We start from the raw sequence: 12248 nt of genomic DNA, 5'->3' as shown, positions 1-12248 counted from the left end.
CGATGACCTCCACCGCCAAAGCCGCCTCATCCGCCATTCTTGAACGCGACGGACGATTCCTGCTGGTGCTGCGGCGCAATCCGCCTTCCGCCGACATGTATGCCTTTCCCGGCGGACGCGCTGAACCTGGCGAGACCCCGGAGCAAACGGCCTTGCGAGAATTCGGTGAAGAGACCGGCATTTCGGCACGCAATCCGCGGCTGCTTTCGACCTATGATCTGAAGACCCATGCGGCCGATGGCAGCGTCAACAGCCATTTCCTGCTCTCGGTCTTCCGGGTCGAGGCGGATAGGGATGTGGTGGCGGAAGCCGCCGACGATGCGGCCGCCGTCGGCTGGTACACGGTGGAGGAAATCCGGCGATTGCCCGTACCGCAGAGCGTGCTCGAATGCGCCGAGCGGCTAGAACAGGATGCCGAAAACCGCTGACGCTTTTGGGCATCATGTCCTGGCGGGCGGCGAATAGAAGTGGAAACTCTCAGGCCCGCCTTGTTGCCGTCATGCTCAACGTATCAACTGAGAGCATGATTCCCGTTCGACGCATTTTCTTGTCCCTGCTCGTCCTGGCCGGTCCGACCATGGCGCAGGGCAAGAATTCGCCGCCTCCACAGGAGGAGATTACGCCGCCGCCCGCCGTGATCGTGCCTTATGACGACAAGCTGGCGCGGCTCGCCGAGGTGTTGGGTTCGGTGCATTATTTGAGAACGCTCTGCAAGGCGGCAGACGCCGACGAGTGGCGCAACGGCATGCAGCAGCTGCTCGATTCGGAGACCGGCAACGAGCAGCTGCGCAAGGAAAGGCTGACTGCAGCCTTCAATCGCGGCTACCGCGCGTTCGCCTCCGTCTATACGGATTGCACCGCAGCGGCCATCGTGGCAGAAGAGCGCTACCGTAACGAAGGTGCAACACTCGCCACAGAAATTACCTCGCGTTTTGGAAATTGACGTTTAATTAACCTGTTTTCGCATGCGGACGTGTCGTTTTGGGAAAAGGCTGTTAGTGTTGTTAACGGTGCAGTAAGACATGAGAAGTTCTGAGGAAAAGACAATGGAAGCAAGCCTCAACGAGATCGACGACATGATCGTCCACGAAAAGATGCAGGCGGCTCTGGAGTACCAGAACGAGGCTTGGGCCGACGGCATGGCGGACGGAATCGAGCCTGAAATCATCGCTGATGCCGCCATTGCGCATGCACTGCGGGAGACCATCAGATTGCACGGGGAAAGCAGCGCAGAGGCCCTGCTGGATTCGCTCCGTGAGCGCATGCTTGCCGGCGAATTCTCCGCGAACCGCACCCTGCAATAATTATTATCAGAGAGTTTGATGCGCACCGGTAAAGAGAAAGTATCGCGAATTCCGCTCGCGCCGGTGCTGCTTGCGTTCAGCCTCGCCGCCGGCAATGTTTTCCTCGCGCCGGCAGCGTACGCGCTTTCCGAACTGCACAAGGTCCCAGGCCAGCCCACCAACGACGCCCCGGCCGCTCAGGGACAGAGCCAGCAAAGCGGAGCCGCTCCCGGCGTTCCCATGGCGGATCCGCTGGTCAACAGCCAGAATAATCAGGGTGTCGACAAGACGCCAGGCGCCCAGGATGCTGCCAAGCCCGCCGAAGTGATTTACGACATCAGCAAGGTACCCGAGCCGGTTCGCAAGATGCGCGAGCAAATCGTCGAGGCGGCCGCCTCCGGCGATCTCGAACGGCTGCGGCCGCTGATGGGCGCCGGCACTGAGCAGACGCAGGTGACGGTGGGTGAGCCCACAGACGATCCGATCGGCACGCTAAAGGATCTTTCGGGCGACCCTGACGGAGACGAGATCCTCGCCATCATGCTCGACATCATCTCGACCGGCTTCGTGCATGTCGGCCAGGGTACGGCAGACGATATGTATGTGTGGCCGTATTTTGCCGAGAAGGACTTGAAGTCGCTGACGCCGCCGGAGCGCGTCGAGCTACTGCGCATCGTCACCGCCGGCGATCTTTCCGACATGCAGGAATTCGGCGGATATAATTTCTACCGCCTCGGCATTACGCCTCAGGGCAAATGGAAATTCTTCACGGCGGGCGACTGACGCCCACCTCGCTTGCTCCTCTCGCGTTTCGCATGAGGCGCTTGCGATCCCCCTCATGAAGACATACCTGTGAGCGATGACCAACGCGACAGGTTCCGCCATGCCAGCCGTATTCCTGAAAGACCGCGCATTGCTCTTTGTCAGCGGTGCGGAAGCCCAATCCTTCCTGCAGAATCTGATCACCACCGATATCATCTCGCTCGGGTCCGACGAGGTGCGGCCCGGGGCGCTGCTGACGCCGCAAGGCAAGATCCTGTTCGACTTCATGATCTGGCAGGAGGGCGATGGCTATACGATCGAAACGGACGCCAGCCAGCGCGATGGCCTGCTGAAGCGACTGACGATGTACAAGCTGCGTGCCGCCGTCACGCTTGCCCTTCGCGCAGAGGAGGGCGTCACCGTTTGCTGGGGCGATGATGCCGACGCCAGCCAGGGCGCCCAGGGCGCCCGGGGCAGCCAGGGCGCCCGGGACAGTCGCTTCGCCAAGGCGGGCGTCACGCTGGTCCGTCGGCCCGGCAAACACGGCAAAGGTGAGGAAGCGCTCTATGACGCGCTGCGTATCAGGCTCGGCATCGTCACCTCAGGATCGGACTTCGCCCTGCAGGATGCCTTCCCGCATGACGTGCTGATGGATTTGAATGGCGGCCTCTCCTTCAGGAAAGGCTGCTATGTCGGCCAGGAGGTCGTCTCGCGCATGCAGCACCGCGGCACTGCGCGCCGGCGCGTCGTGACCGTTTCTGCCGTGACAGCCCTGCCGGGGACGGGAACGGAGATCACCGCGGCCGGCAAGCCTATAGGGACGCTCGGTTCGGTCGAAGGCGACCATGGACTTGCGATCGTGCGTATCGACCGCGCCGGCGCCGCAATCGCCGCAGGCACGCCGCTGCTCGCCGGCGAAACACCTGTTTCCCTCGTCCTGCCGGCATGGTCCGGCCTTGTCTTCCCCACCAGCGCCGACGAGGCCAGTGCGTGACAACCGCAAAAGCCCCGCGTGCCTGGCAGCGTATGCTGTCCGGGCGCAGGCTCGACCTGCTCGACCCCTCGCCGCTCGATGTCGAACTGATCGATATCGCCCATGGGCTGGCGCGTGTCGCTCGCTGGAACGGCCAGACATCAGGCGATCATGCTTTTTCGGTGGCGCAGCACAGTCTCGTCGTTGAAGACATTTTCCGCCGCTTCAACGATGCGCGGCCGCAGGAGTGTCTGATGGCGCTGCTGCATGATGCACCCGAATATGTGATCGGCGATATGATCTCACCGTTCAAATCGGTGGTCGGCGGCGGCTACAAGACGGTGGAGAAGCGGTTGGAGGCCGCAGTGCACCTGCGCTTCGGCCTGCCGCCGCATCCCTCGCGCGACCTCAAGGACCGAATCAAGAAGGCCGATACGATCGCCGCCTATTTCGAGGCGACGGTGCTTGCCGGCTTCACACCCGCCGAGGCGCAGAAATTCTTCGGCCAGCCGCGCGGCATCAGCCCGGAGATGCTGATGATCGAGCCCCTGCCGGCAGTCGAAGCGCAGCGACTGTTCTGCGAGCGCTTCGCGGCGATCGAGGCCGAGCGGGAGATGGTGTCGTGAGCTTCATCGTCGTCTCGCCGCTGTCGCGCATCGCGGAGATGGCGGTGCGCCACAAGGCGCGTGACATGATCAGCCTGATCGCCAAGGAGCAGGCCTTTCACCGACCTGGCGTGATCGCGGCCGACCGCCACCTGACGCTTGCGATGAACGACATCGCCTTCAAGGGCACCGGCGGCCTGGTGGCGCCCGACGAGACGCATGTGCAGGGAATTATCGACTTTGCCGCATCGTGGCGGCAGGAGACGCCGCTGCTCATCCATTGCTGGATGGGCGTGTCGCGATCGCCGGCGGCAGCCCTGATCGCCGCGCTGTCGCTCGTACCGGATCAGAGCGAAGAAAGGCTTGCCGGCCGGCTGCGGGCGGCCTCGCCTTTCGCGACGCCGAATGCCCGGTTGATCGAGATCGGCGACGCGCTGCTTAACCGCCGCGGCCAGTTGGTCGCGGCAGTGCGGGCAATCGGCCGCGGTGCGGATGCCGACGGCAACGCGCCCTTCGTGCTTGCGATCGACGACGCCGCCTGCGGTTGACGCTACCGCCATTCGCTCCATCTAGCCTCCGACCAAGAACAATCGACAGGGCCAGATCATGCAACAACAGGCAGCCGACGTCCTTCTCGCCACGCAAACGGCGCTCAGCCAGGCGAGCGCGCTGGCAGTGCAATATTCCTTTTCCGTCCTCGGCGCCGTCATCCTGCTCATTCTCGGCTGGGCGCTCGCCGGTTTTACCAGCCGCTGGGCCTATGAAGGCCTGTCGCGCGTCCATGGCATCGACGAGACGCTGGCGCGATTCTTCACCAATGTGCTGCGCTACGCGCTGCTTATCCTGGTGTTCATCACCGTGCTCGGCCAGTTCGGCGTCCAGACCGCCTCAATCATCGCGACCCTCGGCGCAGCCGGCCTGGCAATCGGACTGGCGCTACAGGGGACGCTGCAGAATATCGCCGCCGGCATCATGCTGCTGATCCTCAGGCCATTTCGAGTCGGGGAATACATCGAGACCAGCAGTGTGGCCGGCACAGTGCGCGAAATCGGGTTGTTTGCGACTGAACTCAGGACCGGCGACGGGCTCTACCGTTTGGCGCCGAATTCGACACTCTGGAACACGCCGATTACCAATTTCAGTCGCGAGCCTACGCGACGGAACGATGTGAACGTCAAGATCGCCGATGGGGATGACATCCATCAAGCGTTGGAGACACTGATGGGCCTTGCCAAAGCCGATTCCCGGGTGCTGAGGTCACCGGAACCAAGCGTCTTCATCGATAGCCTCGGTGACGGCGCGATCTTGGTGACGCTGCGCTACTGGGCAAAGACCGGCGACTGGTGGGCGGTCAGCCGTGACATGATAAAGCGCGTCAAACTCGCTTTCAACGAGAGGGATCGGGACGTTGTTCCGGATGTACCGGACGCTGCGTCGGCAAAGAACTCCAAAGGCAGGGCGGCGGCCGAAAAGCCGGCGCCGACGCGCCAATGACACATTCCAGCACCGCCGCGATTTCAGATCGCATAGCTCTTAACACGTTGAATCGGCGTATAATTTTGTCGTAACAGTCTATTGGATGACGCCGCAGGAGAGTCTTTCACCGGCATCACCGGAGGGCTGGCTGCGATAATCATCCGAATTGGCGTGGACCATCAATGCGCGGCCGCGAATTCCGTCGGTCTTGCCGTCGAGCGTGACCTTGCTATCGAAGACCTGGGCTCTCAGCATACCGTCCTCTCCGACATACTGATTGGGCATATCGCCGGCGTGCGGACCCTTGGCGGCAAGGAGGCCGTGCTCGGCCTTCTCAGGGTTGAAGTGACCGCCGGCCGACTCGTGATGGGTCGCGGCATCGCAGCGGCCGGTCTCGTGAACATGGAAGGCCACCCATTTGTTGGCCGGCAGCCCCGATATCTCGACTTCGATCAGGACGCCACCACTGGCGGCAGCCGTCAGTTGCGCGCGGCCGTCCTCCTTGCCGTCCTTGCCGACGAAATTGGCGACCGCCGTCTGCTTGTCCTGAGCGCTCGCCGGCAATGCAACTGCAAGCAGGCTCAGGGCGGCGATGGTGCACATGGCTTTCATGGAGGTCTCCTTCCGTCCGGTTGTCCTTCTGAACGTGTCAGCCAGGAAGGTGTTCCTGATTAAGCACAAAGGACGCTCTATCCGTTGGATTAACGCATGATCCTTTGCTGATATCGATTCCGGTTTTCGGGTCATGCGCTGGGAACACAGGACTGGAAAAGCCGGCCAAACGGCCGGCTTGCAGATCGCCTGATTCGGGAGTGGCTCAGGCGACGGCGTTGAAGTCGAACTGGCCGTAAGTGTTGCGGTAAACATCGTCCGACCGATCGCCGGTCGTCGGCGCGGTCTGCTGCAAAGGATAGGGAACGGCGATACTGGCTGCCACGCCGCTGTCACGCGAGTCCATCATCAGCGCAATCAGGCTGCCGGAAAATTTCGGCTGCGTTTCGCTGGCCTTGTCCTCGTCCAGGAGTTCCTTGATGATGCCGGGCTTCTGATCGGCGGCGCGTTCGCCGCGGCTGAGGACACCATCGCCATTGGCATCAAGCCGCGAGAGCGTCGCCAGATATGCATATGAAGTGTCCGAAACGGATGTGGTGCTGGTCATACAAACCTCCATTCACCGCCTTTAGCCGGTGGTGTTTGTACGCAATACGAACGTGGAAAATCACTAATTGACTCGCTGGTTAAACTGATTTGCGCGGTGCGTCAATAAGTTGTTAACTTCTCATTAACGATGATTGACAACCGTTAACGCAATGCTTGGCTGCCAACCTTCCGTCGAGGTCAAATGAGGGGATCTCGCGGTATTTCAGCGATTTTTCACATATAAAACAAATGCCTAACGATCTGGCCTCGCTGCCGCACTGCAACCGAATATTAATCCCGTCCGACCAGAATGGGCGCCACAAGCCACTACCCAGACTTTCAGCTTATAAAAAAATCAATTTTATGTTCACTTTGGAAGGGTTTTCGATGTGATGAGGTACGTTCATCAGGTGAGGACGACCATTGCTGTCGCAGCCGCCCCGCAAGAGGCATCCCCATGAAAGCTGAAGCGCTCTTCTGGAAGCAATGCAGCCAGGCCGTCATGGCCGATGGATCGGTCGATGCGCGACGTTTGATGGAGCTTGTGATCGCGACCTACCGCGTCCATGAAAGCGACTATGACGAAATCGAGAGAAGCGCGGATACGCTGCTGAGAGAAAACCATGCGCTGAGAGGCAACATTTCCGCCCTCAGTCAGGCATTCGACGGACAGCAAAGGCTCTTCGAAATCATCCTCAACAACCTGCCGCTCGGTCTCAGCGTATTTGACGCGGACCAACGGCTGACACTTTCCAACATTCGCTTCGCTCAGCTTTTCGGCCTGACGCAGGACGATGTCGCTGCCGGCGCGACAATCGCCGATCTCACCGACAAAATGCGCGGCGCGGAGGGCGCCAGCGCCAAACCCGGCCGCCGGGTCGGGCGACATTCCTCTGCAACCACAAAACGCAGCAGTATCCGTCGGCGCGAATGGCTGATGGACGACGGCCGCATCATCCAGAGCATGGTGACCATCCTTGCCGACGGCAGCAACATCGCCATTCATGCCGATGTCACCGAGGATCGAAGGGCGGCCGAGCGCATCACCTATCTCGCCCATCACGACCCGCTGACCGGCCTCCCGAATCGCATCCATTTCCGCGAGCAGGTCGATGCGACGCTCATCGAGCGCAAGCCGGACGAGCAGATCGCCCTTGTTCACCTCAATCTCGACCGTTTCAAATCGATCAACAACACGATGGGCGTGTCAGTCGGCGACAAAATATTGCAGCAGGTCGCCCAGCGCATCCGAGCCTCGGCTGGTTCGGAGAATGCCTTGGCGCGCCTCGGCTCGGACGAGTTCGCCATCCTGCAGACAGGCAGACAGCAGCCGTGGAACGTGACTGCCCTTGCCGAGCAGATCCGCCGTGCGCTTTCCGAGCCATTCATCCACGGCGAGAAACAAGTGGAGCTCAGCGTCTCGATGGGGATCGCAGTCGCCCCGGGGGATGGCGAAGACACCGATATCCTCCTGAAGAATGCCGGCGTGGCGCTGTCGCATGCCAAGGCGGACGGGCGCAAGCGCGAGCGTTTCTTCGCAGGCGAGATGGAAGTGCAGATGCAGATGCGCCATGCGCTGGAGGCCGACCTCAGAGCAGCCGTTGAAAAAGAAGAATTCGAGCTGCATTACCAGCCGCTCTATGACCTTTCGCAGCGGCGCATCTGCGGCTTCGAGGCTCTGATCCGCTGGAACCACCCGATCCGCGGCCGCGTTGCGCCGATGGATTTCATTCCGCTCGCCGAAGAGGTCGGCCTTATCGTCGATATCGGCCGCTGGGTTTTGCGCCAAGCCTGCAACGATGCAGCGCAATGGCCGGAGGATATCAAGGTCGCGGTCAACGTTTCGGCGATCCAGTTCAGCAGCAGCGACCTGACTGAGGACGTCAGCGAGGCGCTTGCCGCTGCTGCTGTATCGCCGTCGCGGCTTGAGCTCGAAATCACCGAGAGCGTGCTGATGGAAAATCTCAGCGAGGTGCTGCCGATCCTGCATGCGCTGAAGGAGCGCGGCATCCGCATCTCGATGGATGATTTCGGCACCGGCTATTCCTCGCTGAGCTATCTTTCGAGCTTCCCCTTCGACAAGATCAAGATCGACAAATCCTTCGTCAGCGACATCGTCGACAACAAGGAAGCGCATGCGATCATGCATGCAATCATCCTGCTTGGCGATGCGCTCGGCATGCGCGTTACCGTCGAAGGCGTCGAGACGGCCGCACAGCTGGCGCTGCTCGAATGCGAGGAATGCGACGAGATCCAGGGCTATCACATCAGTCCGCCGAGACCCGTGCGTGACGTGCCCCATCTTCTCTCCCTTCCGAAGAACGGCGGCAAGATGCATCTTCCCCGGGGCTGAGCCTCGATTGCGACTCGCACGGCAAGCCGCTACAAAATCGGCAGCGGTCAGCGAGCCTTCATTGTCGCGGGCTTTGACCGAGATCTCCGCTTCCGTTCCGGTGTTCTATCGACGGAAAACATTCTTCCTCATAACAGGTGGGCGCAATGTTCGAGGCCGAAGCCTTCTCTCCTTATGAAACTCTCGCCGCAGCGCTGATCGCAGACGCTGCCGATGGCGACGACGGCTCGCACGACCTTGCCCATATCCTGCGCGTCTTCCGGAACGCCATGCGCATCCATGCTAGAGAAGGCGGCGACGGGCGGGTTCTTGCCGCTTCCGTGCTGCTGCACGACTGCGTCGCCGTCGAGAAGAATTCGCCGCTACGGGCAAAAGCGTCGGCCTTGGCGGCGGAAAAGGCATCGGCCATCCTGGCAGACCTCGGCTGGAGCCACGCGGATATCGAAGCCGCGGCTCACGCGATCACCGCGCATAGTTTCTCGGCCGGGGTGGTGGCGCAGACATTGGAGGCAAAGATCCTCCAGGACGCCGACCGGCTGGATGCGATCGGCATGGTCGGCGCCGCACGCTGCTTCTATATCGCCGGGCGACTGGGATCTGGACTCTATGATCCATTCGATCCGGCGGCAGCGAACCGCCCGCTCGATGACAAGCGTTATGCGATTGACCATTTCCAGACGAAGCTGTTCAAATTGGCGGACGGGTTCCAGACCGAGACCGGCCGCAGGCTGGCGGCCGGTCGCGACCAAAGCCTGCGCGACTTCCTCCAGGCATTCATGGACGAGATCTAGGAGAACGGCATGCATATCAGCGACCTCTTCATCTACCCGCTCAAGAGCGCCCGCGGCCTTGCCCTGCCTTCGGCCGACATCGACGCCTATGGGCTTCCTGGCGACCGGCGAGCAATGATCACCGATGCGCACGGGCACTTCATCACCCAGCGCGAGTTGCCGGACCTCGCGCGTATCGAAGTACGACCGGAACCCGGCGTCTTTCGGCTGCTGATGCAGGGAAAACCGGAAATATCGGTACCGCCGCCTCAGCCTGAAAGCCGCATGGATGTGTCCGTCTGGAAATCAACTGTCAGCGCCGCCGTCGCCGATCCCGAGAGCAACCGTCAGCTTTCCGAATGGCTTGGCCGCGAGGTGCGGCTGGTCTTCTTCGACGGACAGGCCCGGCGGACTGCGAATGCCGAATGGGCCGGCGAAGGCACGCCGGTCACCTTTACCGACGGCTACCAGATCCTGGTGACGACGACCGGCTCGCTGAAGGCGCTGAATGCCGATCTCGCCGCCCATGGCGAAGGCAGCGTCGGCATGGAACGCTTCCGGCCGAACATCGTCATCGATATCGACGAGGCCTGGCCGGAGGACCGCTGGGCGGCGATCGAGATCGCCGGCATCCGCTTCGATCTCGTCAAACCCTGCTCGCGCTGTATCATGACGACGCAGGACCAGTTGACCGGCTCACGCGACGGGCCAAACCCGATGCCGGCCATGGGCCGCATCCGCATGTCGGCCGACAGACGTGTGCCCGGCCCGCTTTTCGGCTGGAACGTCACCCCACGCGGCAACGGCAGGATCATGATCGGCGACACAGTCAGCATTATAGAAGAGAGGCCGGAGGGCTGGGCGCTCAAGCGTCGCGTCGCAGCATGATGCGTGTCCTCAGGATCTGATGCGACAGGCTTTGGAAGCGTCAGACACGCGCGAGTGCCGCGTCGATCCCGGCCATGACATCGGCCGATAGCGGTCCCTTTTCCAGCGCGCCGGCATTTTCCTCCACCTGGGCGACGGTGCGGAAGCCCGGAATGGGCAGGGTGCGCGGCGACCTCGCCCAGAGCCAGCCAAGCGCCCCTTGCGTCAGCGTGCGGCCGCCCGATGTCAGGAGATCGCGGACGGCGTCGAGCCTTGCGGTAAATTCCGGGGCCATGCGCCCGTCCTTGAAATAAACCATCCAGTCGAGGGCTGCGCCCCGTACATCCTTGGCGCCGACCGCCTTGTCGGCGGTGAATTTGCCGGTTAGGAGGCCCATGGCCAGCGGACCGCGATTGATGGAGATCAGGCCCTTTCTCTCGATCACCGCGATCATCTCCGGCACCGGCTCGAAGACATTCATCGTATGCTGAACGGAGACATAGCCCTGACGGCCGGCATGGCGGGCAGCACGATCAGGAAAATCGGTGCTCCAACCGAACGCATCGATCTTGCCTTCGGCGCGCAACGCTTCCAGCGTGTCGAAGACTGCGTCCGATTGTGCCAGTGGAAAGTCATTGAGGTGGAACTGCAGAAGATCGAGGCGGTCGCGCTTGAGACGGCGCAGCGAGGTCTCGACCGAACGGCGGATGAAGGCTTCGTCGGCGAAAGCGCCGGTTGCCTGCTTGGTTTGCGAATCGGTGGCGAAGCCGAACTTGGTGGCGACGATAATATCGTCGCGATTGCCGATTGCCCGGCCGAGCACCTCCTCCGAATGGCCGGCGCCGTAGTTTGAAGCGGTGTCGAAGAAGCGGATGCCGAGTTCGATGGCGCGATGGATCGCTTCCACCGATTCATCGTCGTCGACGTCTCCCCAGCCGAGTGGTGTGTCGCCGGCGAAGAAGGGACCGCCGATCGCCCAGCATCCCATGCCGAGACGCGGAATTTCGCGGCCGTTCCAGAGCGTGATCGTCGTCGGGGTTGCGGTCTTGATCAGCATGAAATCCTCCTTGGTTGGCGTCTCCAAGACATAGGAAGGGCTCATATACGGGTAAACCGCCAAATCCGGAGGATGTTTTGCACCCGTAAAAAACGGCTGAAAACCGATCTCAGGCGGAGATCTGACCGGAAAGCGTCCGCAAAGCAGGATTGAGCGCCTTGAGTGCCGCCTGAACGAAGCCCTCGCGGGCTGCAACGGCCTCGATGCCTCGCGGTTCATAGACGTGGCGATGCAGAAAGAATCCCGTCAGACGAAACGCCGCCGCAAGGCTGTCGAAGTCGGCTGCATGGTTGCCTTCGATGCCGAGGAAGGGCGGCAGGAGCAGCATCTTGTCCGCCCAGGGGGCACCGGCGCTGCGGCTGACGGCGCGGCCGGATTTCGGCGAGACATAGGCGAGATCGGAACGGGCGCCGGTCGCGGCACATTCGGCCAGATCGAGACCGAAGCCGAGATCGTTCAGCACCGCAAGCTCGAAACGCACGAAGAGTTCGCCGGCATCGGCCGGGTTGTGCAGGTGATCGAGGATGACCTCCAGCGCATCGAAGAGATGCGGATGCGGGTCACGCTCCGGCAGCAGCCGCAGCAGCGCGCCCATCGCCTGAACGCCGTAGACGGCGGTCGCCGTTTCCATCAGGCGGGCGGCGCGCAACGTCACCGGCTCGACGCGAAATTCGCCGAGATGCTCGTCCAACCTGGCGCGCCAAAGGACCTCCACGGCATTGCCCACCTGCAGCACTGGCTGCATGGCGCGCGACCGGCCGGAACGAACCAGGCCGAGATGGCGGCCGCGATCACGCGTCATCACCTCGGCGATGACACTCGTCTCGCCGTGGCGCTTAACGCCCAGGATGATCGCATGGTCCTGCCACTGCATCGAAAGAAGTCCTTACGGCCGACGAATCCATCCTAGAGCATGATGCCGAAAACTGTGAGCGGTTTTCGGGCGACATCATGCTCCTGTC

The 12248-nt window shown here is 61.8% G+C and carries 15 protein-coding genes; 11 read left to right on the top strand and 4 right to left on the bottom strand.

Annotated elements, in window-relative coordinates; genetic code table 11:
• The first annotated feature begins 2 nt into the window (after positions 1–2).
• From J3O30_RS07635 to J3O30_RS07600, 8 genes are all read left to right on the top strand, one after another.
• Positions 3–428, top strand: coding sequence for an NUDIX domain-containing protein (locus J3O30_RS07635; protein ID WP_207583630.1), 426 nt, complete (start codon positions 3–5; stop codon positions 426–428).
• A 71-nt stretch (positions 429–499) separates the two neighbouring features.
• On the top strand, positions 500–943 hold the full coding sequence (locus tag J3O30_RS07630; protein WP_207583629.1) for a TIGR02301 family protein: 444 nt from the start codon (positions 500–502) through the stop codon (positions 941–943).
• A 103-nt stretch (positions 944–1046) separates the two neighbouring features.
• On the top strand, positions 1047–1304 hold the full coding sequence (locus tag J3O30_RS07625; RefSeq protein WP_003578293.1) for a hypothetical protein: 258 nt from the start codon (positions 1047–1049) through the stop codon (positions 1302–1304).
• A gap of 18 nt (positions 1305–1322) precedes the next feature.
• The gene (locus tag J3O30_RS07620) at positions 1323–2066 is read left to right on the top strand and encodes a hypothetical protein (protein ID WP_207583628.1); all 744 of its coding nucleotides are present in this window, start codon (positions 1323–1325) and stop codon (positions 2064–2066) included.
• Between the two features lie 100 nt (positions 2067–2166).
• Complete coding sequence (locus J3O30_RS07615) at positions 2167–3039, top strand: folate-binding protein YgfZ (RefSeq protein ID WP_207583627.1); 873 nt, start codon at positions 2167–2169, stop codon at positions 3037–3039.
• Positions 3036–3644: an HD family hydrolase gene (locus J3O30_RS07610; protein ID WP_207583626.1), complete on the top strand. Its 609-nt coding sequence runs from the start codon at positions 3036–3038 to the stop codon at positions 3642–3644. The genes J3O30_RS07615 and J3O30_RS07610 overlap by 4 nt, the downstream gene beginning before the upstream one ends.
• A complete protein-coding gene (locus J3O30_RS07605; RefSeq protein WP_207583625.1) occupies positions 3641–4171 on the top strand; it encodes a tyrosine phosphatase family protein in 531 nt (176 codons plus the stop codon). Before J3O30_RS07610 ends, J3O30_RS07605 begins: the two co-directional genes overlap by 4 nt.
• Positions 4172–4229: 58 nt before the next feature.
• Complete coding sequence (locus J3O30_RS07600) at positions 4230–5117, top strand: mechanosensitive ion channel domain-containing protein (protein ID WP_207583624.1); 888 nt, start codon at positions 4230–4232, stop codon at positions 5115–5117.
• Between the two features lie 78 nt (positions 5118–5195).
• On the opposite strand, the gene J3O30_RS07595 is transcribed toward J3O30_RS07600, so the two are convergent.
• On the bottom strand, positions 5196–5711 hold the full coding sequence (locus J3O30_RS07595) for a superoxide dismutase family protein (RefSeq protein ID WP_207583623.1): 516 nt from the start codon (positions 5709–5711) through the stop codon (positions 5196–5198).
• Between the two features lie 205 nt (positions 5712–5916).
• Entirely contained in the window at positions 5917–6270 is a 354-nt protein-coding gene (locus J3O30_RS07590) for a hypothetical protein (protein ID WP_207583622.1), read from the bottom strand.
• A 426-nt stretch (positions 6271–6696) separates the two neighbouring features.
• Here J3O30_RS07590 and J3O30_RS07585 point away from each other — a divergent pair, with 426 nt between their 5' ends.
• From J3O30_RS07585 to J3O30_RS07575, 3 genes are all read left to right on the top strand, one after another.
• Positions 6697–8592, top strand: coding sequence for an EAL domain-containing protein (locus J3O30_RS07585; protein ID WP_207583621.1), 1896 nt, complete (start codon positions 6697–6699; stop codon positions 8590–8592).
• A gap of 146 nt (positions 8593–8738) precedes the next feature.
• Positions 8739–9383 carry an HD domain-containing protein gene (locus tag J3O30_RS07580; RefSeq protein WP_207583620.1) on the top strand — a complete coding sequence of 215 codons (645 nt, stop codon included), beginning with the start codon at positions 8739–8741 and terminating at the stop codon, positions 9381–9383.
• 9 nt (positions 9384–9392) lie between these two features.
• Positions 9393–10250 (top strand): MOSC domain-containing protein, encoded by an 858-nt coding sequence (locus tag J3O30_RS07575; protein ID WP_207583619.1) that lies wholly within the window; start codon positions 9393–9395, stop codon positions 10248–10250.
• A 40-nt stretch (positions 10251–10290) separates the two neighbouring features.
• Here J3O30_RS07575 and J3O30_RS07570 read toward each other — a convergent pair whose 3' ends face one another.
• Together J3O30_RS07570 and recO are read right to left on the bottom strand one after the other, a co-directional pair.
• Positions 10291–11286: an aldo/keto reductase gene (locus tag J3O30_RS07570; RefSeq protein ID WP_207583618.1), complete on the bottom strand. Its 996-nt coding sequence runs from the start codon at positions 11284–11286 to the stop codon at positions 10291–10293.
• A gap of 109 nt (positions 11287–11395) precedes the next feature.
• Positions 11396–12160: a DNA repair protein RecO gene (recO, locus tag J3O30_RS07565; RefSeq protein ID WP_207583617.1), complete on the bottom strand. Its 765-nt coding sequence runs from the start codon at positions 12158–12160 to the stop codon at positions 11396–11398.
• Positions 12161–12248: the final 88 nt, after the last annotated feature.

The sequence above is a fragment of the Rhizobium sp. NZLR1 genome, from assembly GCF_017357385.1.
Taxonomy (GTDB): domain Bacteria; phylum Pseudomonadota; class Alphaproteobacteria; order Rhizobiales; family Rhizobiaceae; genus Rhizobium.
Note: the sequence above shows the minus strand (reverse complement) of the source record. Positions and strands in the feature narration are given on the sequence as shown.

Excerpts from the sequence above, each read along its gene's own strand:
- J3O30_RS07635 (WP_207583630.1), top strand. The coding sequence starts at position 3 with ATGACCTCCACCGCCAAAGCCGCCTCATCCGCCATTCTTGAACGCGAC.
- J3O30_RS07630 (WP_207583629.1), top strand. The coding sequence starts at position 500 with ATGCTCAACGTATCAACTGAGAGCATGATTCCCGTTCGACGCATTTTC.
- J3O30_RS07625 (WP_003578293.1), top strand. The coding sequence starts at position 1,047 with ATGGAAGCAAGCCTCAACGAGATCGACGACATGATCGTCCACGAAAAG.
- J3O30_RS07620 (WP_207583628.1), top strand. The coding sequence starts at position 1,323 with ATGCGCACCGGTAAAGAGAAAGTATCGCGAATTCCGCTCGCGCCGGTG.
- J3O30_RS07615 (WP_207583627.1), top strand. The coding sequence starts at position 2,167 with ATGCCAGCCGTATTCCTGAAAGACCGCGCATTGCTCTTTGTCAGCGGT.
- J3O30_RS07600 (WP_207583624.1), top strand. The coding sequence starts at position 4,230 with ATGCAACAACAGGCAGCCGACGTCCTTCTCGCCACGCAAACGGCGCTC.
- J3O30_RS07595 (WP_207583623.1), bottom strand. The coding sequence starts at position 5,711 with ATGAAAGCCATGTGCACCATCGCCGCCCTGAGCCTGCTTGCAGTTGCA.
- J3O30_RS07590 (WP_207583622.1), bottom strand. The coding sequence starts at position 6,270 with ATGGAGGTTTGTATGACCAGCACCACATCCGTTTCGGACACTTCATAT.
- J3O30_RS07585 (WP_207583621.1), top strand. The coding sequence starts at position 6,697 with ATGAAAGCTGAAGCGCTCTTCTGGAAGCAATGCAGCCAGGCCGTCATG.
- J3O30_RS07580 (WP_207583620.1), top strand. The coding sequence starts at position 8,739 with ATGTTCGAGGCCGAAGCCTTCTCTCCTTATGAAACTCTCGCCGCAGCG.
- J3O30_RS07575 (WP_207583619.1), top strand. The coding sequence starts at position 9,393 with ATGCATATCAGCGACCTCTTCATCTACCCGCTCAAGAGCGCCCGCGGC.
- J3O30_RS07570 (WP_207583618.1), bottom strand. The coding sequence starts at position 11,286 with ATGCTGATCAAGACCGCAACCCCGACGACGATCACGCTCTGGAACGGC.
- recO (WP_207583617.1), bottom strand. The coding sequence starts at position 12,160 with ATGCAGTGGCAGGACCATGCGATCATCCTGGGCGTTAAGCGCCACGGC.